The following is a 20,435-nucleotide window of genomic DNA, read 5'->3' on the forward strand; positions in this document are numbered from 1 at the left end:
GTCACATGCGCCGGTCCCGGCCGGCCCCTTCCATGAGAATCCGCTGCCCGAGCCAGGCACTGGTCCGGTCGGTCTCCGCCGGCGCGTCCCGCACGATCACGTACCGGCGCGGGGCCAGCACTCCCGGACGGCCCGGAAGGGCGTCCATCAGCGCCGCGTGCGCCTCCGCCGGGGTGAGCGGGGAACCGCCCGAGGCGAGGAACGCCGTGAGGCCTTCCTCCTCCCCCTCCTCGTCCGGGGTCCCGTCCTCGTCCGAGGTCGGGTCGGCGACGTGTACGGGTACGCCTCCCAGCGCCCCGCTCAGGACGTCCGCCACCTCCGCCGGTGACACCCACGAGCCGTCCACCCGGCGCCACCCGGCACCGCGCTCGACCGGACGGACACCCGTCACCTCGGTGAGCGCAGACAGCGGCACGTCCTGCGTCGCGGCCGCCTCCAGGAGCCGTACGAGACCCGTGAGGAAGCCCTCCGCCTCCTCCGGCGTGAACAGCGCGGGGTCGACCCACATGCCGAGCCGCAGCAGGGGCGCCGTCTCGTGGACGAAGGTCAGGACGCGGGTCGGCAGCACCTGGACCGGCCCCCGGACCACCTCGAGCGCGGGCCCGTCGGCGTCCCCCGCGGGCCGGTCGGCCGGGAGGGTGCTGACGTCGTTGAAGACGACGTCGCGGGCGAAGCGGCTGCCGCGCTCGTGGGTGACGGCGTCGATCATGTCCCAGAGGCGGACCGCGTCGAACTGGCTGTGCCGATAGGCGTTGAGCGCCGCTCCCCACGCCTTGCGCAGGAGCGCGTCGAAGGACGGCACCCGCACGTCGAGGGAGAGCAGCGCGTCCTGGGACACGGTGTTCACCGAGCGGGCGAGCCGGGGCAGGAACCGGTTGGAGGTCGGGACGGCGGCGACGCAGGAGGACTGGCCCGTACGGTGGGCCACGAGCGCGCACCAGGCCGTCAGGAGCACCGTGGACGGCAGGCCTCCGGTGCGTTCCGCCACGAGGGCGAGCGCCCGGGCGCCCCGCAGCGAGCGGAGCGTCAGCTGCTCCGCCGCCACCTCGGTGCCCTGCGCACCCGGCTCCGCGAACATCGCCTGGGGGCCGGTGCGGATGATCCGCTCCCAGTGCCGCAGGGACGCCTCGGCCTTCCGCAGCCCGCCCGGGGTCGCCTCCTCGGCGGCGAGGCCGAGCGGGGTGAACGCCGTGACGGCGGGCAGCGTCCGGCCGGCGACGAGGGCGAGCCAGTCCTCCTCCAGGACGGAGAGGGCGCTGATGTCCGTCACGGCGTGGCTCGCGGCCAGGGCGACGAACAGCGGTGCGCCGTCCACGGCGACGAGGGAGACCCGGAGTCCGAAGTCCCGGTCCAGGTGGAAGCGGCCGACGCGGTCCCGGCGGGCCACGGACTCCGCGTACCGGGCGGCCTCCTGGAGCGGCTCCTCGTGATCGAGGACCGTGACCGTGAACTCGCCCCCGGACGCCACGACCTGCTCGCGGGGCGCCTCGCCGGGCGCGTGGGGGAACGTCGTGCGCAGCGCCTCGTGCCGCTCCACCAGGGCGCGCAGCGCGTCGATCGCCGACTCCGTCGGGGTTCCTTCGGGCACCGGCCACACGTCGTGGATGTTGATGTGCTCGGGCTCGTCCCTCAGCATGCAGCGGATCATGTTGGCCTGGCCCATCGTGACGGGACCCCGGCGCTCCTCACCGCCCGCGTAGCGGACGGTGACCGTGTACGTCTTGGTCATGCGGCGCCCTTCGAGGACAGCTCGTGGTTCCCGCCCGCGCGCACGAGGGATCCCCAGGCGTCGATGAGGAGGGCGAACTCCGCCATCTCGTCGCGGACTTCGTCGACGATCCGGTCGCGGCGGGTGGCGAGGAAGTCCGCCGCCTCGGCGTAGCGGCCGCCGAGCTTGCGGTAGGAGCGGTCGACGACGTCGAGGCGCTCGGTGTTCTCCACCCGGTCGAGCCGGATGCTCTCCCGGACGAGACCGGCGACGGCGGAGGCGCGGAGCTCGCCCCCGGTGCCGAGCAGGGACTCGCCGGCCGCCGCCGTCCCGGCGTACACGGAGTGGAAGTGCGGGGCCGAGACCAGGAACTTCGCGAACCGCAGCTGGTAGGCGAGGAATCCGCTGTCGGAACGACGTTCACCCGTATGGAAGTTGACGATGTGCCGGTTGTGCAGCACGCCGGGCAGCCGGGCGTCGTGGACCAGATGGAGGAGGAAGTAGTCGCTGCCGATGGTGTCGGTCGCGGGCGGCAGCGGCACCCGCTCGTACACCTCGCGCGCGAGAGCGATGTTGCACATGTCGACGCGGGTGGGACTGACGGTGGTGAGCGTGGTCAGGTCGCGGGTGAACGCGGCGGTCCCGGCGCCCCGGAACGACTCGGCGATCAGGTTCCTGCGCCAGAGCTCCGGAATGCCGTCCGGGACCGACAGGCCGATGACGTCCTCGTACACGAGGGGGTCCAGCCGGCGGATCTCCTCGACGTCCACGGACATCTCTCCGACGAAGGAGCCGCCGACCAGGGCCACCGGCCGGTGCGCGTACGCGGGGTCGAGCCTGCTCCGGGACACGAGCCCCGCCACGTCGGCGGCCCGCCGGCCCAGGGCCGTGAGCTCGTGGTGGAGGGGGAAGACGGGCTCCTCGCCCAGGTGTTGGTAGCGGCTGTCGGAGTCCCTGCGGTGCACCGACGCGCAGCCGAGGGCCGACGCGAAGAGGAAGGCGCGGTTGGTGCAGGCGCCGTAGGACACGCGGGAGGGCAGCATCAGGCCCAGCAGCCGGTCCGGCTCGGCGGCGCCGGAGCGGGCGATCACCTCGCGCAGGAAGTTCCGCTGCCCGGTCTCGTCGAGGTGGTGGACGACCACGCCGGGTACGCGGGGCAGCGCGGCCACCGTGCGGCGGTGCTCGGCGAGGTCCGGGGCCCCGGACGAGTCCAGGATCAGCAGGTGCACCTCGGCGTCGAAGTGCCGTGCGCCGTAGGCGGCTTCCTCGGCGACCGCCCGGATCGTCCCGGCGCAGGCGCGGTGGGTGGGCAGGGTCAGGCAGATGCGGCGCACGCCGACTCCTCGCTCGTGGCGCCGTCCGAGTCTGCGGGCGCGGCGCCGTCCCTGTCCTTCCAGGAGGTGAGGCCGAGGAGGCGGCTGCCGAGCTCGTTCAGGGCGGCCGTGGGGTACCGCTTCGACTCGTGCAGGACGGGGTCGCCGACCAGGGTGCGGTTCCAGCGCGGGGTGCGCAGGTGCCGCCAGGACTCGACGCGGGACTTCCGGAGCTTCGCGTGCTCCTCCAGGGCCGGCATCATCGACAGGTACTGGACCGCCCGCACCTGGTCCGCCGAGGTGTTGCGGGCCACGCCGTGGGCGAGGAGACCGTTCCAGATCAGCAGGTCGCCGGGGTGCAGATCGGGGCGGACGACGGGGAACTCCGCCCGGTCCACGGAGGGGCGGACGGGGTCCCGGTCTTCGGGCCGGCCGAGCTTCCACTCCTCGAACCGCCGGAAGAGCTCGGGGCAGCACTGGAAGCCGCCGGACTCCGGCCGTGTGTCGTTGAGCGCGATGATCCCCTGCACCCGCTGCGGGGGCACGCCGAGGGTGGTGTCGATGTCCCAGTGCAGCTCGATGTCGAAGCCCCGGTCGGTGGGTTCGATGAGGGCGCGGTCGCGGTTCCGCACGTTGGGCGGGTTGAGGTTGAGCCGGTCCTGGGTGACCCACAGCTCCTCGCAGTCCCACACGTCCACGAAGGCGTCGTAGACCCGCTGGGCCTGGCGGCTGTCCCAGAGCAGCTGGTGGTGGTACGCCTCCACGAAGCCGTACACGTGGAGCTGCTGGTCCAGCTCGGAGCGGAACGGCCGGTCCTCGTACCAGCTGTCCGGCCGTTCGGGGTCGAGGCCCTGGAAGTCCCAGGTGAAGTCGAGCAGGCGCCGTGCGGCCTCCGCCGGGATCGCCTCGCGGACGATGACGTAGCCGTACGTCTGCCAGTGGGCGAAGTCCTCCTCGGACAGCACCCGCAGCGGCCGTGACTTCTTCAGCTCCCGCAGGGTGGTCTGGGCGAGGTAGGACTCGCCGTCCGCGCTGAAGTACGGCAGGTCCGACGCCGCCCGGTGCAGATACGGCCGGCGGGCGGGGCGGTGCGGGGCGGGTGTCGTCATGTGGTCGCTCCAGAGGCGGGGGCCGGTGGGCAGCACGCGGCGACCCTCGGCGGAGGGCCGGTGGCGGACGGCACGGATGGACGGAGGCGGTGGCCGGTGGTCGGACGGCCACGCCGCTGAAGAAGAATTGGTTTAGACCAGGATGCTTGTCAAGTGGCATCTCGATATCCGGAGTTGCGAATCCGGTGAGACGTGACTGCTCGTGCGGCGACGCGCGGCCCGCCTGGCGGCTTTGGTCTAGACAACCGTCGACGAGCTGGCTTAGGGTCCCCATGCGCAGTCCGGTCCCTGATGGAGCATCAGGCGGCTTCTTCGCCGTGCCGTGGTCGACGAGGACCCCACGCCCTGACTGTTCGCCCACGCCCAGAGGGAGCGGTTTCCATGAGCACACCCATCACCACGGCCCTGCCGGACGGCGGCCTGAAGAGCCCCGGCGCGGGCCTGATCACGCTGGACCCGGTCCGCACCGCGCTGCTCCACGGCCTGGACGAACTGCTCACCGGTCTGGCCGCACAGCTCTCCGCCCCCGAGGTGGTGGGCCCGCCGCTGCTCTCCGTGGAGGGCCTCGCGCGCCTCGACTTCTTCCGCAACTTCCCCCATCTCGGCGTCTCCGCAGGCCGGTTCGCCCCCGACGCGCTCGACGGCCTCGCCACCGGAGAGGCCCCCGGCGAACTGCCGCTCCGGCCGACCGGCTACCTCCTGCCCTCCGCCACCTGCTACGGCCTGCTGCTCTCCCTGGAGGGCCGGGACGTCGGCGAGAGCGGACTGCGGCTCTCCGCGGCCGGCCGCTGCTTCCGGAACGAGACCCACTACGACGGCCTGCGGCGCCTGTGGGGCTTCCACATGCGCGAGGTCCTCTACCTCGGCACCAAGCAGGGCTCGCTCGAACACCTGGAACAGGGCGCCGAGTTCATCCAGGATCTGGCCGGACGCCTCGGCCTCTCGCTCGACCGGGCCGTCGCCGACGACCCCTTCTACGACAAGGGCGGCTCCCGCGCCCGGCTGATGGCGCTCGACCCCGTCAAGCACGAGTTCAGCGCCCCCGACGGCACGGCCATCGCCTCCGTGAACCGGCACCGCAACTTCTTCGGCGAGCGCCTCGACATCCGCGCCGGCTCCCACGGCCCCGCGTACAGCGCCTGCGTCGCCTTCGGCGTCGAACGCTGGGTGCACGCGATGATCCTCGCCCACGGCACCCCCGAGCAGGCGCTCGACCGGCTGCGCGACGCCCGCGCCCCGCACCTCCCCGCGTAAGACGAACCCCGGCACAGCAAGGAGCACCCCATGGACCCCATCACCGCGTGGCTCCACGAGAAGAACCCCGGCCTCGACGGACCCATCGACGCCGACGAGGACCTCATCGAGGCCCGGCTCATCGACTCCATGGACTTCCTGGAGTTCATCGACCTCCTGGAGGAGCTCTCGGGCAGCTCCATCGACCTCCAGGAAGTCACCATCGACGACTTCCGCACCATCGGCCGCGTCCAGGAGCAGTTCCTGAGTGGCGCCAAGTGACCCCTCGCCCCTGACGGAGATCCGCCTCGCGATGCCCCCGCCGGTGACGGCCCTGGCCGTCGTGGCGACCACCGGGGAGGTCCTCGACCACCCCGAACTGCACGAGGGCCTGCTCGCCCCCTGGGAGCGGGAGCGGCTCGACCGGACACGGGTGCCGAGCCGCCGCGACGACGTGCTGGCGGCGCGTCTCCTCGTCCGGCTGTGCGTCGCCCGGTTCACCGGACTTCCCCCGGCGGAGTCGGGTCCGGACCAGTTCTGCGAGGGCTGCCGGCGGTACGGGCACGGGCGCCCCCACCTGAGCCGCCGGCCCGGGGTCGGCGTCAGCCTCAGTCACGCCGACGGTCTGGCAGCGGCGGCCGTCGGCCCCGGTCCGGTCGGCGTCGACGTCGAGCCCGCGGGGCGCAGGCCCGGCCCCCTTCCCGTACTGCGGCGGCTCCTGCCCGAGGCGGAACTGCGGGAGGCGGCGGCCGGACCGGACCCGGCGGCGGCGCTGCTCCGTCTCTGGGTGCGCGGCGAGGCCCGGTTCAAGGCGGGCGGTCAGGAGGGCACGCGGGTCCTGGAATGGACCGACCACGACCGGTCGGCCGTCGCGGCGGTCGCCGGCGCCGGCCCGGTCACGGTCATCGCATGCGGGGGCCCAGCGTCCGGACGACCTGGGTGAGGACCTTCTCGCTCCAGTTCCGCTCCGACTGCGGGTACTCGCCGACGCCGTCCGCCGTGGACAGGCCGCTCACCTCGAACTGGTAGGCGCCCTGGTGGCAGGTGGGCCCGTCGGAGACGTCCGGCAGGAAGCAGCCCTCGGTGCCGAGCGAGGAGCCGAGGTCCCGGAACTCCTTCTTGTACGTGCCCTTGGCCGCCCGCTCGCGCGCGTCCTTGAGGTCCTCGGCGTAGTTCTGCCGCACGAGCGCCGGATCGGCGATGGCGGTGAAGGTGACCTTGACGCTGCTGTTGTGCTCGCTCTCGTACTCGGAGGGCAGCCCGAACTTGAACTCGCAGCCGCCCGCCGGGACGTCACCGGTCGTGTCGGCGGGTGCCTCGGACAGCGGGTTGAAGTTGATGATCGTGACCTTCACCGGGTCCCGCTGGAAGTCGGTCGCCTGCGGGAGGATCGCCCGGATCTCCGTATCGCTCAGCACCTCGCAGGCGTTCGGCCACTGAGCGAGCGGCAGCGAGCCGTTCTGAGCGGGCTGCGCGGCCAGCTTCGGGCCCGACGGCTGCGCCGCGCCGAACTCCAGCGGGGGCGGGGCGCTGCTGCAGCCCGCGAGAGCGAAGGGTGCGGCCACGGCCAGGACGAGGCACCACCGGTTCAGTCTGGGCACGTCACGTTCCCCCGAGAGTGAAGACGCCGGATTCGGGGCCCATTCTGCACGCGGCCGGCGCCCGGTCATGCGGGCTTTCCCGCAGAGGCGCTGTGATCCTGACGACAGGTCCGAGATCTCCCCGGGGGGGCCTTTCGGGCACCGGACGGGCGAATGCCGCGCCCAGGTCGGGCGAATCCGTGGCCTCGGGCGTGGCCCGGTGAGCCGGGGGTGGTACGTCGATGGCCATGCAGCCAGGCACACCCCCGACGGTCTCCCCCTTCCTCCGTACGGCCGCCGCCTACGCGTGGCGGCTGCTCGCCGTCGGCCTCCTCGTCTACAGCCTGTTCGCGGTGCTCGGGCGTTTCCACGAGATCGGTGTGGCCCTCTTCCTCGGCCTGGTGATCACCGCGCTGCTCCGGCCGGTCGCCGACCTGGTAGCCCGGCCGCTGCCCCGCCCGCTGGCCGTCGCCGTCACCCTGCTCGGCAGCATCGCGCTCGTCCTCGGGGTGCTCGTGCTGGTCGGCGAGGCGGTCGCGGGCGAGCGGGTGACGCTCGTGCGCGAGTTCCGGGTGGGCGTCGGCCGGATCGAGGACTGGCTGGAGCGGCCGCCGTTCCGCCTCGACCCCGGCACCCTCTCCGAGCTCCAGTCCAAGATCGGGGACTACCTCTCCAGCCACCGGTCCGCCCTGCTCAGTACGGCGGTGAGCGGAGCCGGCCACGTCGTCGCCGTTGTCGCCACGCTGGTCCTCGGCCTCTTCTCCTCGGTGTTCTTCATCCACTCGGGGGACCGGCACTGGTCCTGGTTCCAGGAACAGCTGCCGAGGTCGGTGCGCGGCCGGGTCGGCATCGGCGGGCGCGCGGCCTGGCGCACCTTCACCGGCTACACGCACGGCATCGTCCTGGTGGCCGCGACGAACGCCGTGCTCGTCGGCATCGCCCTCTGGGCCCTCGGCGTCCCGCTGGCGGTGCCGCTCGCCCTCCTCGAATTCCTCGCCGCCTTCGTCCCGCTGATCGGCTCGCCGATCGCCCTCGGGATCGCCGCCGTCGTGGCGCTCGCCTCGAAGGGCCCGCTGGTGGCGGGGATCGTCATCGCCCTGATCGTGATCATCGGCCAGATCGAGGGGCATCTGCTGCACCCGCTGGTGATGAGCTGGGCGGTCCGGCTCCACCCGCTGGTGGTGGCCATCTCGGTGGTCGCGGGCTCGATCGCCGCCGGTGTCGTGGGCGCGGTGGTGGCGGTGCCGCTGGTCTCGGTGTTCTGGTCGGTCCACACGGCGCTCCGGGCCGCGCGCCGCTGAGTTCCGCCGTGCACGGGGTCTTGCGCCGGACTTGCGGCCTCTCTACTCTCCCGGCCAATGGTTAGGAATACTTCCTAACCATTGGCCATGGAGGGAAAGGGAGTTGACATGCGTCGACGAAGCGCCTCGCTTCTCGGGCTCGCGGGTCTGCTGGCATTGCCCCTGACGGTCCTGCCGCAGGCGCAGGCCGCCGACGGCCTGGTGTCCGGCGGAAAGGCGGTGACGGCCTCGTCCGTCGAGACCTCGGCCTTCGGGCCCGGCCTCGCGGTGGACGGCAACACGGCCACCCGCTGGGCGAGCCTCGAAGGGGTCGACCCGCAGTGGATACGGATCGACCTCGGGGCGAACCACACGATCTCCCGGGTGAGGCTCAACTGGGAGGACGCGTACGGCAAGACGTACCGGATCCAGACCTCCACCGACGGGTCGACCTGGACCGATGTCTACTCCACCACCGCGGGCGACGGGGCGACCGACGACCTGACGGTCTCCGGCAGCGGCCGGTACGTGCGCATGTACGGCACCGGGCGCGGCACGCCGTACGGCTACTCCCTCTGGGAGTTCGAGGTGTACGGCGCGCCCACCACCGGCGGCGGAGGAACCGGCGGACCGGCCGTCCCCTTCGGCAGCCACCTCAAGCCCTACGCGGCCGGCATGCTCAAGCCCTCCGGCACACAGGCGGCACTCGACCAGAAGGTGGTCGACTACTACAACAAGTGGAAGGCCGCCTTCGTCCGGCAGAACTGCGGCAACGGCTGGTACCAGGTCATCTCGCCCGACGCCGACCACCCCTACGTCGCCGAGGCGCAGGGCTACGGCATGGTCGTCACCGCCACCATGGCGGGCGCCGACCCCGACGCCAAGAAGATCTTCGACGGCCTCGTCAAGTGGAAGATCGACCACCCGTCCTCGGTGAACCCCAACCTCCTCGCCGCCGAGCAGGACACCGCCTGCAAGAGCGTCAACGGCGGGGACGGCGCCACCGACGGCGACATGGACGTGGCCTACGGCCTGCTCCTCGCCGACAAGCAGTGGGGCAGCACGGGCACGTACAACTACAAGGACCTCGCGCTCAAGCACATCGCCGCCATCAAGAAGGACGAGGTCAACCCCACGACCAGACTCCTGAAGCTCGGCGACTGGAGCAGCTCCGGCGACCAGTACTACTGGATCACCCGCACCTCGGACTGGATGGTCGACCACTTCCGCGCCTTCCGTACGGCCTCCGGCGACACGACCTGGGACGCCGTGCGCACCGCGCACCAGACCCAGATCTCCCGGCTCCAGTCCACCTACGCCTCCGGCACCGGACTCCTGCCCGACTTCGTGGTCGACACCGACGCCACGCCCAAGCCGGCCCCGGGACAGGTCCTGGAGGACCCCAACGACGGCGCCTACTGGTGGAACGCCTGCCGCACCCCCTGGCGCATCGCCGACGACGCGGTGACCAGCGGTGACGCCGGCTCCCTCGCCGCCGCCCGGAAGCTCAACGGCTGGATCAGGACGAAGACCGGCGGCGACCCGAACAAGATCGCCGTCGGCTACAAGCTCAACGGCACCCAGATCTCCTCGGGCAGCGAGGCCGCCTTCTTCGCCCCGTTCGCGGTGGCGGCGATGACCGACTCCGGCAGCCAGGCCTGGCTGGACGCCCTGTGGAACAAGATGGTGGCGACGCCGGTCGACACGAGCAGCTACTTCTCGGCCAGCATCCAGCTCCAGGTCATGATCACGGCCTCAGGCAACCACTGGGTCCCGTAGCGGGGTGTCCCGCCGCACGGACAGGGCCCTGAGATATCCGCTCAGGGCGGCGGCGGTACCCGCGAGCGGGAAGCGGGCGCCGAGCTGCCCGTCGGGGCGGATGACGAAACCGGTGGCGCCGTCGGGGAGATAGAGGCGCCCGAACTCCCCGGCGGCGTCGCGGTACACGGGCACGGACGGATCCTCGGGCCAGGCGGAGGGCCCGGCCGAGCCCTCCGCGTCGGCCGCCAGGATCGCGACGGCCGGGAGGCCGCCGACGGTCCACGCCGCGGCGGCGGCCCCGGCCAGTTCGGCCCCGCCCGACCCGTACAGGAGCACCACGTGCCCCGCTCGGCCCCGCAGCACATCGAGGAGCCGCAGCGGATAGCCGGCGACCGGGGTCCTCAGGCCCGCGCAGTCCGGCGCCCGGTCCCCTGGCTGCGGCGCGCCCTCCGGACCGTACGAAGCGCCGGAGAGCGGACCGCCCCGATAGCCGACGAGCAGCTGCGCCTCGCGCAGGAGCAGCGTCCGCCGGTCCTCCGGATCGGCCTCGATCCCGCGTACGGCGTGCCGAACGGTCCGGCCCACGACCTCCTCGCCGACCGGGCGGCGCTCGGCGTCGTACGTGTCGAGCAGTGCGGGCCCCGCCTCGCCCCGCACCACGAGGGCGAGCTTCCAGGCCAGGTTGCAGGCGTCCTGCACACCGGTGTTCATGCCTTGGGCGCCGGTCGGCGGATGGATGTGCGCCGCGTCGCCCGCCACGAAGACCCGGCCCCGGCCGTAACGGTCGACGATGCGGTGGCTGATGCGGAAGACCGAGGACCAGCGCAGTCCGGACAGCCGGGCCGGGCGCGGCGCGAGCCGGTCGACGACGGCCTGGAGGTCGGCGAGCGAAGGGACCCGGCCACCCTCCAGGCCGTGCGCCACACCGTCCGGCGCGGCAGGCGCCGCCCCCAGGGAAGCGGCGAGGCCCGGCGGGAGCTTCATCGACATCCGGTAGCGCCCCGCCCCCGGCAGCGGGATGCAGACAAGCCCGTCACCGGTGGAGCCGTCTGCGGCCAGGCGGGTCGAACGGATGGCGTAGTCGTGGGGGAGGTCCCAGTCGGCCACGACGTCGCCGAGCATGTACTCCTCCTGGAACGCGCCGCCCTCGAAGGACAGCCCCAGCCCCTTCCGGACGACGCTGTGCGCGCCGTCGCAGCCGATCAGGTACGGGACCCGCAGCTCCTCGTCGGCACCGGAGGCCGTGCGCAGCCGCGCGGTGACCCCGTCCCGGTCCTGGGTGAACGACACCAGCTCCGTACCCCGCTCGATGACCGTCCCCAGGCGGGCGACGTACTGCTCCAGGAGCCGCTCCGTCTCGTACTGCGGAAGCGCGGCGAAGCCGTAGGCCACCTCGGACGGCATCGCGAGCTCGATGCGGCCCTGCTCGCGGCCGTCGACGTAGGCCAGCTGGCCGCGCAGCGGCACGGCGGCCTCCAGGACGGCCCGGACCAGGCCCATCCGGTCCCAGAGTTCCAGGGTCCGCGGCTGGATCCCGACCGCCTTGGCGTACGGGAGACGAGTCTGCAGCCGGTCGACGAGCCGGCAGTGCACGCCCTGCCGGCGCAGCTCGGCGGCCGCGCTCAGGCCGACGGGGCCCGCGCCCACGATCAGGACGTCGGTGGTGGTGCGGTGGTGCGCCACGCGTGCCTCCAGCACTGGCTCGCCCCCCGACAGGATCCCGTGTCCCATGGTCACCCGCGGCCACCGGGTCGGCGAGCGGTACGGCCGTCCGGGCGCGGGGGCCTCGGGCGGTGTACGGCCGTCCGGGCGTGAGGGCTTCGGCGAGCGGTACGGCGGGCCAGGCACGGGGCCGTCCGGCGGGCGGGACGCCCGGGACCGGTACTGTCGCGGACATGCTCGAACTGATCACTCCCACCACCCGTCTGCACACCCCCTGGCAAGAGGTGCACGACGAGTGGCCCGGCGACGCCGGCTCCGCGCGGACGAAGGCCGAGGAGCGCGGCGCGTGATCGCGGACCTGCTGCCGGACGTCGTCGCCTCGGCCTGGCGGCGCGACGACACGGAACCCGTCACGCTCTTCCCCGAGGAGGCCGCCTCCGTCGCGCGCGCCGTCGTCAAGCGACAGCGCGAGTTCGCGACGGTACGGCTCTGCGCACGGCTCGCGCTGCGCCGCCTCGGCCTGCCCGAGACCCCCCTCACCCCGGGGGCGCGCGGGGAGCCGCGCTGGCCGCACGGGGTCGCCGGAAGCATGACGCACTGCGCGGGATACCGGGCCGCCGCCCTGGCCAGGACCGAGGACGTCCTGTCGATCGGCATCGACGCGGAACCGGCCGAACCCGTCCCCGAAGGGGTCCTCGAAGGCGTGTCCCTGTCCGGCGAACGCCGCCACCTGGAGGCGCTCGCCGACCAAGCGCCGGGCGTCCCCTGGGACCGGCTGCTGTTCAGCGCCAAGGAGAGCGTCTTCAAGACCTGGTACCCGCTGACCAGGAGCGAACTCGACTTCGACGAGGCGACGGTCCACTTCGAGCCGGCCCCGGCCGGCGCGGGCCCTGGCGGCGTGGGCACGGACGGGCCGGCGCATACGGGAACGTTCACCGCTCGGCTCCTCGTCCCCGGCCCCGTGACCGGACAGACCCGGCACGACCACTTCACCGGGCGCTGGCTCGTGCGCGAGGGACTGGTGCTCACCGCGATCGTCCTGTCCCGGTAGCCGGAAGCCGGGAGCGTCACGCGGGGTCCGGGGGAGCGGGGCCGTACCGGCGCACGGAGCTCTGCGGCGTACGGAACCGGGCGGCGTGCGGAACCGGGCGGCGTGCGGAACCGGGCGGCGTACGGAACCGCGTGGTGTACGGAACCGGGCGGCGCCGTCCCGCGTCCGTCCCGGGCATGAGTGAGAAGCCGTCACAGGAAGCGCGGGACCGGGCGGAGAGCGCCGTCGGCTGCCTGCTCGCCGTCGTCGGCGTCGCGGTCGCGGGCGCCTTCGCGCTGCCCCGGGCCGCGTTCAGCATCGACGGAGGCTTCGAGGCGCACGCCCGGGACTGGGGCGTGATCCTCGTCGATCTGCCGCTGATCCTCTTCGCCGGCCTCGTCGTCCCCCCGCTGACCTGGGCGGCGGCCAACCGGTGGCTCCGGCCGTGGGCCGCGGCGCTCGTCTGTGTCGCCGTCGCCGGCCTCGCGTTGTGGGGTCTCGCGGCCTGGTGGCATCCACGGCAGAACCCCGACCCGGGGTACGGGCCCGGCATCTGACGGTCCCTCGTCGAGGGGTAGCGTGCCCCGGGCCCGCCTCGCCGGAGGCGCGGCCACGACCACGAGGGAACGAGGAACCCATGGCACAGGAGCACCCGCGGCAGACCCCGGTCGCGATCGTCACGCACCCGGTGGGTCACGTCGTGGGCGGGCGTGGCGAGGTACGGGACGACGAGTGGGGGGACGTCGAGTCGATCGTCCGCATCGACGCGGAGGCCTTCGGCCCCGAGGCGCTGGCCGGTCTGGACGCCTTCTCGCACCTGGAGGTCGTCTACCACTTCGACCGGGTGCGGCCCGACGCCGTCGAGACCGGCGCCCGGCACCCGCGCGGCAACGAGGAGTGGCCGCTGGTCGGGATCTTCGCCCAGCGCGGCAAGAACCGCCCGAACCGCCTCGGCGTCTCGCGCTGCCGCCTGGTCCGCACGGACGGGCTGGACCTCCACGTCCGGGGCCTGGACGCCGTCGACGGCACACCGGTCCTCGACATCAAGCCGTACATGACGGAGTTCGGCCCCCAGGGACCGACCACGCAGCCCGCCTGGGCCGACGAGATCATGCGCCGCTACTACTGACCCTGGAGCGCGGTCTCCGGTGGTGAACAGGCGTACGGAGCCCGAACTAGGGTTGCTCCGTGCGTGTACTCCTTGTGGAAGACGACGAGCCGGTCGCGGAGTCCCTGCGACGCGGGCTGCTGCGCTACGGGTTCGAGGTGGAGTGGGTCACCACGGGGACGGCGGGGCTCGCCGTCACCACGCCGTACGACCTGGTCCTCCTCGATCTCGGCCTGCCCGACACCGACGGGCTCGACGTGTGCCGGGCCCTGCGGAAGCGCGGTGACGTACCGATCATCGTGATCAGCGCCCGCAGCGACGAGACCGACCGGGTCGTCGGCCTGGAGATCGGCGCCGACGACTACGTATCGAAGCCCTTCGGGGTGCGCGAGGTCATCGCCCGCATCCGGGCCGTGATGCGGCGGGTGCGGCCGGCGGACCAGCCCACGGGACCCCAGCGGTACGGGGCCCGGCTGGGCGTCGACCGCAAGGCGGCGCGGGTGTGGGTGGACGACGCGGAAGTGGCGCTCACGCCCAAGGAGTACGACCTGCTCGCGTTCCTCACGGAGGAGCCCGGCGCGCTGATGTCCCGCGAACAGATCATGGAGGCCGTCTGGGACGCCAACTGGTTCGGGCCGACCAAGACGCTCGACGTCCATGTCGCGGCGCTGCGGCGCAAGCTCGCCGGGGCGGTGACCGTCGAGGCGGTCCGCGGTGTCGGCTTCCGCCTGGTCGTGGAGCCCGTGGGCCGCCCGTGATCAGGCGCCTCATCGTCAGCTACGTGGCCCTCGTCGCCGTGGCGCTCGCCGCCTTCACCGTACCGGTCGCGTTCACCCTCACCGCCCAACTGCGCGGCGACACCGAGGAGTCCGTACGCCGCGAGGCCACCACCATGGCGCTGCTCCTCGGGGACGGCGACGAGCCCGCCCGGCAGGCACTGGCCCGGATGGCGGGGGCGTACGCGGACGAGACGCCCGGGACGGTGGAGGTGGTGGCCGCCGACGGCAGGAGCGCCCTGCCGCCGCTGCCCCTGCCGGCGCACCCGGACGACCCGGCGTTCGGCGCGGCCCTCGACCACGGCAGGACCACCGTCGACTGGGGGTCCCGACTCGTCTGGGGACCGGAACTGGTCGTCACCGTGCCCGTGTACGCGCGCGGGGGAGCGGCAGGGGGAGACGCCGACGAAGAGTCCGTGGCGGGGCCCGCCCCGGCGGACCGGATCGTCGGCGCGGTGCGCGTCCGGTACGCGACCGCCGACCTGAGCGACCGGCTGTGGCGGATCTGGGGCTTCCGGGCCGTCCTCGCGGTCGGCGTGCTCGCGGTCGCCGCCGGTCTCGGCGCGATCGTGGCGCGGCTGCTCACCAAGCCGCTGCGCCAGCTGAACGACATGGCCAGCCGGTTCGGCGACGGCGATCTCACCGCCCGCTCGCCGGTCACGGGCCCGCGGGAGACCCAGACCCTGGCCCGCACCCTCAACCAGGGTGCCGAGCGCCTCGACACCCTCGTCGCCTCGCAGCGCATCTTCGTCGCCGACGCCTCGCACCAACTGCGGACCCCGCTGACGGCGCTGCGGCTCTCCCTCGACAACATCGCGGACGGCGTCGACGACGAGTTCGTCCGCGAGGACGTCGAGCAGGCCACTTCCGAGGTCGTACGGATGAGCCGCCTGGTCAGCGGCCTGCTCGTACTCGCCCGCGCCGAGGCGAAGGTGTCCGCGCCCGAACCGCTGGCGCTGCGCGAACTGGTCGAGGAGCGGCTGAAGGTCTGGCGCCCGGCCGCCGACGAACGCGGGGTGGCCATCGTCCTCACCGGCGACGCCGAGGACCTGCCGCGGGTGCTGGCCGGGCCCGGCAACCTCGACCAGGTCCTCGACAACGTGCTCTCCAACGCACTGGCGGTCTCCCCGGACCGGGGGACGATCACGGTACGGGTGGAGACGGGCGGCCCGGAGGAGGCGGTCCTGGAGGTCCTCGACCAGGGCCCCGGCATGTCCGCCGCCGAACAGGCCCGCGCCTTCGACCGGTTCTGGCGCGGCCAGGGACTGACCGGCCGCTCGGGTTCCGGCCTGGGCCTCGCCATCGTCAAGCAGCTGGTCACGGACGACGGCGGCGGGGTCGCCCTGCGGGACGCGCCGGGCGGCGGACTGTGCGTACGGATCGGACTGAGGACCGTGACGCCTCGCCGCGGCGGATTCGACCGCTGATCACGTCGGCCAGGCCATGGATTCCCCGAAGCGAAAGCAATCCGATCGATCTTGCGCAAAGCTTGCTCCGCGGGGACAGGCTCCCGCTCGCGATATCTGACCATTGGGGGAAAATGTGAACTGGTACCTCGAAGTCCTCAAGAAGTACGTGGTGTTCAGTGGACGTGCGCGCCGCAAGGAACACTGGATGTTCCTGCTTTTCAACATCATCGCGGTGGTCGTCGTCCTGGCGGTCGACCTCGCGATCGGCACCTTCCCGCTGCTGTACCCGATCTACTTCCTGGCCGTGCTCCTGCCGCACCTGGGCGTGATGGTCCGCCGCCTGCACGACACCGGCCGCTCCGGCTGGTGGGTCCTCATCAGCCTGATTCCGGCGGTCGGCTGCATCATCCTGATCGTCTTCCTCGCCACCGAGGGCGAGCAGGCCCAGAACGCCTACGGTCCGAACCCGAAGGCGGCCGTGGCCTACTGACGGTCCGCGTCCCCTTGCGCCGAAACCCCTGGAAGGTCCACCTCCAGGGGTTTCGCGCGTGCAGGGAGCCGGCGCGGCGGTCGCGTCCGCCGCGCTTCCGGACACGACCCTAGTGCTGTGACCGGGATGGTTCACCGTGATCGGAAGGCGGCTCGTGGGACGAGCGCGCGCGAAACGGCTGGTATTACTGGGGCATGCAGGAAGAGACCGCACGCTCCGCGATCGACACGTTCATCTCCGCGTTCAACGCCTCGGACGACAGCTATGTGACTGCCCTGCTCTCCCAGGCCCTGACCTCAGACGTGGTCTTCTGGGGACCGTTGGGTCGCAGCGAAGGAATCGCGGCGGTCGAGCGGTTCGTGCTGGACATCCGGCGCCACCCGGCGGGGACCGGCACGATGGTGCGCTGCTCAGGGGTGGACATGCCTCACGAATGGGCCCGGTACCAGTGGGTCTTCACCACGCCTGATGGAGGCCCCCGCCTGGCGGGAACGGACGTCGTCCATCTGCGACGGAGCCTCATCGACCAGGTCATCGTCTTCGCGGGGGAGATCGAGCCGTCCGCCTCCTGAGTCATCCTTCTGTCGCTGTCCTTCTCCTGAACTCGCCCCGTCGGCGTTCGGGGGCTGCTGTTCGCGGTTGGTCAGGCTGCGGTGTTGAGGGGGCGTCCGCCCCAGCGGATGCCCTTTTCGCTGCGGATGCGGGCGCGTTCCTTGCGTTGGGCGGCGAGTACGTCCGGGGTGGCGGGCGTTGGTGTTGCGCCGGCGCAGGTAGCGGTGCAGTGACTGGGTTTGCCCGCGGGGTGGCTGCGGTGGTGGGAGTTGGCCAGGGTCAACTGCCGCAGCAGGCCGAAGCGGGCCTCGATCGGGTTGGCCCAGGAAGCGTGGGTCGGGGTGAAGCACAGCTCGACTCGACCTTGTTCTTCTTCGCCCAGCGGCGGATGTCCGCGCCGGTGTGGCGGAGAGGCTGTCCAGGACGATGGAGGTCGGGGCGCCGTCGGGTCGGGCGGCGCGGATCGACCTGAGCGCGGCCAGGGTGCTGGCGGTGCCCTTGCGGCGGCGGTTGACCCCCCACAAGCGGTCGTCGCCCACGGAGTAGTAGCCGTGGAAGTAGGTGACGCCGTGGGTGCGGCGGTAGGTCGCCGGCAGCCGGTCGGGCTTGCCTTGCTTCGCCCAGCAGGAGCCTGCGGTGGGCCGGATCCCCAGGGGCCCGAACTCGTCGAAGGCGAAGACCCGGTCCGGGAAGCGTTCCAGCACCGGCTCGATCCGGTCGAGCTCGGCGTCGCGATCAGGGTCGGGTGACTCCTTCCAGGTCTTGGTGCGCTGGAAGGTGATGCCGCGGCGCCGGAGCGGGCACCGTAAGGCTTCACGGCCGATGCGGATGACACGTCCGTGCACTCTCCGCAGGTAGGCGGCGAGTTTGCGGATCGACCAGCGGGTGAAGGGCTGGCCGAGCTTGCTGGGGCGGGCGGTGGCCGTCCGGATGACGAAGTCCTCGCCGTCACGACTGAGTAGGCGGGGACGGCCTCCCGCCCACTGAGGGTCCAGGCAGGTCGGGCCGATCTCGTTGAACCGGTGGATCAATCGCGCACGGTGTCCTCGTCGGCCTGGACCAGCTGGGCGATCACCGGCATCCGGTTCCCGCCTGCCGAGGCGAGCAGCATCATCGCGCGCCGGTAGCGCACCGAACTCGTGCTGCCCCGGCGCACGATCTGCTGCAGCTTCTGCCCCTCCTGGTCGGTCAGTCCGCGTACACGGACAGGCTCAGCCTCCGCGCCTCCAGCGATCGGATCGGACGTCACCGCACATCCAGCCGTCGCGACCACCAACCCGGCGAACCCTCCCGGGCAGAGCACTAGGCAGCCGGGAGCACCGAGGAGTGGTGGTTGACGATCAGCCACCGGCCGTCGCGCTTCTCGTACACGTAGGTGTAGCGGGCGTCGACCGGCTCGGTGACACCGGTCTTCGGGTCGGTGAGGTGGAAGCGGTAGAGGCCGGCGTCGATCGCCGAGTCCGCGTCGAGGACGTTGATCTCCGAGCGGATCTTCTCGCCCCTCGGCTTCTTCTGCAGGAAGTGCGCGAAGTAGTCGGCTATCTCCGCGTGGTCGGTACGGATCCGCGGGGAGGCGGTCGGCAGCAGGACCGCGTCCTCGGCGTACAGGTCGGTGACCCGCTCCGGGTCGCCGGAGCGCAGCGCCGCGTTCCACCGGTCGAACAGGGCGGCGATCTCCCGCTCACCGACCTTGCCGCGCCGGTCGCCCTTCTCGCCGGCCTGTGCCACACCGACCCCGGCGACGAGCGTGCCGACGGCGGCCACGGCGACACCGCCGGTGAGGACGGCACGGGTACGGGACATGCGCTTCATCTTCGGACTCCTGCGTCGAGTGAACGGGCCCCGAACGCCGCTGCGTTCGGGTGCTGCCACTCTCGCCGCGCGTGATGCAGCCCCCGTACAGCGGACGTGCAGCGCCCGTCCAAGTCTCGGGAAAGACCCCCCTACCGCTTCGGCCGCGCGGCGCGCGCCACCACCAGGAGGAACAGTCCGCACGCCGACACGATCAGCCAGCCCGGGCGGGTCGCGGCGGCGAGGCCGGCCGGGGCTGCGCCCGCGACCAGACCGCCGGCGACGGCGATGCCGACCGCCACGCCCACCTGGCGCGAGGTGGAGGTGATCGCGCCCGCCACTCCGGCCCGCGACGGCGGCAGGCCGCCGACCGCGGTGTTCGTCAGGGGGGCGTTGGCGAAGCCGAACCCGATGCCGACGAGCAGGAAGGCGAGGAGGATCAGCGACACGCTCGTGTCCCCGTCCAGGCCCACCAGGCACAGGCCGCCGGCGGCGGTGAACCCGCCCGCCAGGACCAGCGGACGCCTGGGCCCGACACGGCCCACCAGAGCGCCGGACCAGGGCGCGCACAGCGTGGCCCCCAGCGCCATGGGCAGCGTCGCGGCGCCGGCCGCCAGCGGCGTCCAGCCACGGGCCTGCTGGAGGTAGAGGGTGCTGAGCAGCAGGGTCACGTTGAGGGCGACGAAGACCGCCGTCGCGCCGAGCACCGCCGTGACGAACGGCGGCCGGCGGAACAGACCGAGGTCCATCAGGGGCTCGTCGCGCCGCAGTTCGACCCGGACGAAACCGGCCGCGGCCGCCGCGGTCAGCACGTAACCGGAGAGGGCCGCGGCTGACGTCCAGCCGATGCGGGGACCTTCGATGAGGAGGCCGACCGTGAGGCAGAGCACCACGGTGAGGAGCACCTGACCCGGCAGATCGAGGCGACGGGCGCGCTCGCCACGGGACTCGGGCACGAACACGGTGACCAGGAGGAGGGCGACCACCACCACCGGCGCGTTGATCCAGAACACCGAACGCCAGCCGAACGCGGCGATGAGCGCCCCGCCCGTGACCGGACCCGTCGCCATGCTCAGCCCGAAGACCGAGGCCCACACCCCGATCGCGCGGGCCCGTTCACGGGGATCGGGCATCGCGTTCACCACGATCGCCAGGGCCACCGGACTCAGCATCGAGGCCCCGATCCCCTGGACGGCCCGGGCCGCGACCAGTACCCCGAGGGACGGGGCGAGGGCGCACGCGAGGGACGCCAGGCCGAAGACGAGCAGTCCGATCCGGAAGACCCGGCGGCGCCCGAGGCGGTCGGCGAGGGCGCCGGAGACGATGAGCAGACTGGCCATGACCACGGTGTAGGCGTCGACGACCCATTCGAGACCGCGGGTGCCGACGCCGAGCCCACGCCCGATCTCGGGCAGCCCCACGTTGACGATGGTGGCGTCGACGCCGACCAGGAACATGCTCAGCGCGCAGACCGCGAGCACCGTCCAGCGGCGGCGCGAGCTGAGCGGGGCGGGTGGAGCGGCCAGGGATGTCGTGTGCACGTGAGTTCCCCCTTCGACGAGACCGGACGACGTCCAGACTCGGACCGGGGGAGGGGATGCCGCAAAGAATGTTGCCGAGACCGCAAATCGGC

Annotated in this window: 19 protein-coding genes and 1 pseudogene; 12 read left to right on the forward strand and 8 right to left on the reverse strand. The window is 72.6% G+C overall.

Translation table 11 applies throughout. The annotated features are described in order from the left end of the window. Position 1 precedes the first annotated feature (1 nt). Genes ACN9M0_RS33250 through ACN9M0_RS33260 form a run of 3 tightly spaced genes read right to left on the reverse strand, consistent with a single transcriptional unit; the run spans position 2 to position 4,130 of the window. Complete coding sequence (locus ACN9M0_RS33250) at positions 2–1,729, reverse strand: condensation domain-containing protein (RefSeq protein WP_426404732.1); 1,728 nt, start codon at positions 1,727–1,729, stop codon at positions 2–4. After that, positions 1,726–3,042: a DUF6271 family protein gene (locus ACN9M0_RS33255; protein ID WP_426404733.1), complete on the reverse strand. Its 1,317-nt coding sequence runs from the start codon at positions 3,040–3,042 to the stop codon at positions 1,726–1,728. Before ACN9M0_RS33255 ends, ACN9M0_RS33250 begins: the two co-directional genes overlap by 4 nt. Beyond that, on the reverse strand, positions 3,024–4,130 hold the full coding sequence (locus ACN9M0_RS33260; RefSeq protein ID WP_426404734.1) for a phytanoyl-CoA dioxygenase family protein: 1,107 nt from the start codon (positions 4,128–4,130) through the stop codon (positions 3,024–3,026). The genes ACN9M0_RS33255 and ACN9M0_RS33260 overlap by 19 nt, the downstream gene beginning before the upstream one ends. A 381-nt stretch (positions 4,131–4,511) precedes the next feature. Here ACN9M0_RS33260 and ACN9M0_RS33265 point away from each other — a divergent pair, with 381 nt between their 5' ends. Genes ACN9M0_RS33265 through ACN9M0_RS33275 form a run of 3 tightly spaced genes read left to right on the forward strand, consistent with a single transcriptional unit; the run spans position 4,512 to position 6,306 of the window. Next, the gene (locus tag ACN9M0_RS33265) at positions 4,512–5,384 is read left to right on the forward strand and encodes a hypothetical protein (protein WP_366042126.1); all 873 of its coding nucleotides are present in this window, start codon (positions 4,512–4,514) and stop codon (positions 5,382–5,384) included. Positions 5,385–5,414: 30 nt separating this feature from the next. Further along, positions 5,415–5,645: an acyl carrier protein gene (locus ACN9M0_RS33270; RefSeq protein WP_366042125.1), complete on the forward strand. Its 231-nt coding sequence runs from the start codon at positions 5,415–5,417 to the stop codon at positions 5,643–5,645. 31 nt (positions 5,646–5,676) lie between these two features. Next, complete coding sequence (locus tag ACN9M0_RS33275; RefSeq protein WP_426405361.1) at positions 5,677–6,306, forward strand: 4'-phosphopantetheinyl transferase family protein; 630 nt, start codon at positions 5,677–5,679, stop codon at positions 6,304–6,306. Here the strand turns inward: ACN9M0_RS33275 and ACN9M0_RS33280 are convergent. Beyond that, positions 6,266–6,964: a hypothetical protein gene (locus ACN9M0_RS33280; protein WP_426404735.1), complete on the reverse strand. Its 699-nt coding sequence runs from the start codon at positions 6,962–6,964 to the stop codon at positions 6,266–6,268. The genes ACN9M0_RS33275 and ACN9M0_RS33280 overlap by 41 nt on opposite strands. Positions 6,965–7,191: 227 nt before the next feature. On the opposite strand from ACN9M0_RS33280, the gene ACN9M0_RS33285 reads away from it, so the two are divergent. Further along, on the forward strand, positions 7,192–8,244 hold the full coding sequence (locus tag ACN9M0_RS33285; protein ID WP_366042137.1) for an AI-2E family transporter: 1,053 nt from the start codon (positions 7,192–7,194) through the stop codon (positions 8,242–8,244). A gap of 108 nt (positions 8,245–8,352) precedes the next feature. Beyond that, positions 8,353–10,002, forward strand: a complete 1,650-nt coding sequence (locus ACN9M0_RS33290; RefSeq protein WP_426404736.1) for a glycosyl hydrolase family 8 — start codon at positions 8,353–8,355, stop codon at positions 10,000–10,002. Here ACN9M0_RS33290 and ACN9M0_RS33295 read toward each other — a convergent pair. After that, a complete protein-coding gene (locus ACN9M0_RS33295) occupies positions 9,979–11,715 on the reverse strand; it encodes an FAD-dependent monooxygenase (RefSeq protein WP_426404737.1) in 1,737 nt (578 codons plus the stop codon). The two genes, ACN9M0_RS33290 and ACN9M0_RS33295, sit on opposite strands and share 24 nt — an antisense overlap. Before the next feature lie 277 nt (positions 11,716–11,992). Here ACN9M0_RS33295 and ACN9M0_RS33300 point away from each other — a divergent pair, with 277 nt between their 5' ends. The 7 genes from ACN9M0_RS33300 to ACN9M0_RS33330 all read left to right on the forward strand — a co-directional run bounded on the left by ACN9M0_RS33300 (position 11,993) and on the right by ACN9M0_RS33330 (position 17,031). Then, positions 11,993–12,697, forward strand: a complete 705-nt coding sequence (locus ACN9M0_RS33300) for a 4'-phosphopantetheinyl transferase family protein (protein ID WP_426404738.1) — start codon at positions 11,993–11,995, stop codon at positions 12,695–12,697. A gap of 176 nt (positions 12,698–12,873) precedes the next feature. Then, positions 12,874–13,233, forward strand: a complete 360-nt coding sequence (locus ACN9M0_RS33305; RefSeq protein WP_426404739.1) for a hypothetical protein — start codon at positions 12,874–12,876, stop codon at positions 13,231–13,233. A gap of 80 nt (positions 13,234–13,313) precedes the next feature. Then, a complete protein-coding gene (locus tag ACN9M0_RS33310; protein ID WP_399697526.1) occupies positions 13,314–13,805 on the forward strand; it encodes an SAM-dependent methyltransferase in 492 nt (163 codons plus the stop codon). Between the two features lie 59 nt (positions 13,806–13,864). Beyond that, on the forward strand, positions 13,865–14,542 hold the full coding sequence (locus ACN9M0_RS33315) for a response regulator transcription factor (RefSeq protein WP_366042118.1): 678 nt from the start codon (positions 13,865–13,867) through the stop codon (positions 14,540–14,542). Then, positions 14,539–15,987, forward strand: coding sequence for a sensor histidine kinase (locus ACN9M0_RS33320; RefSeq protein ID WP_399697524.1), 1,449 nt, complete (start codon positions 14,539–14,541; stop codon positions 15,985–15,987). The genes ACN9M0_RS33315 and ACN9M0_RS33320 overlap by 4 nt, the downstream gene beginning before the upstream one ends. Positions 15,988–16,102: 115 nt before the next feature. Then, complete coding sequence (locus tag ACN9M0_RS33325) at positions 16,103–16,459, forward strand: DUF805 domain-containing protein (RefSeq protein WP_366042116.1); 357 nt, start codon at positions 16,103–16,105, stop codon at positions 16,457–16,459. A 194-nt stretch (positions 16,460–16,653) separates the two neighbouring features. After that, positions 16,654–17,031 (forward strand): nuclear transport factor 2 family protein, encoded by a 378-nt coding sequence (locus tag ACN9M0_RS33330; RefSeq protein ID WP_366042115.1) that lies wholly within the window; start codon positions 16,654–16,656, stop codon positions 17,029–17,031. Between the two features lie 71 nt (positions 17,032–17,102). Here ACN9M0_RS33330 and ACN9M0_RS33335 read toward each other — a convergent pair. The 3 genes and pseudogenes from ACN9M0_RS33335 to ACN9M0_RS33345 all read right to left on the reverse strand — a co-directional run bounded on the left by ACN9M0_RS33335 (position 17,103) and on the right by ACN9M0_RS33345 (position 20,343). Then, positions 17,103–18,245 (reverse strand): annotated as a pseudogene (locus ACN9M0_RS33335) (IS630 family transposase). A 68-nt stretch (positions 18,246–18,313) separates the two neighbouring features. Further along, positions 18,314–18,823, reverse strand: a complete 510-nt coding sequence (locus ACN9M0_RS33340; protein WP_366041641.1) for an SgcJ/EcaC family oxidoreductase — start codon at positions 18,821–18,823, stop codon at positions 18,314–18,316. A 131-nt stretch (positions 18,824–18,954) separates the two neighbouring features. Then, positions 18,955–20,343, reverse strand: coding sequence for an MFS transporter (locus ACN9M0_RS33345; protein WP_366041640.1), 1,389 nt, complete (start codon positions 20,341–20,343; stop codon positions 18,955–18,957). Positions 20,344–20,435: the final 92 nt, after the last annotated feature.

This window comes from Streptomyces sp. R-07, from assembly GCF_049913175.1.
GTDB lineage: Bacteria > Actinomycetota > Actinomycetes > Streptomycetales > Streptomycetaceae > Streptomyces.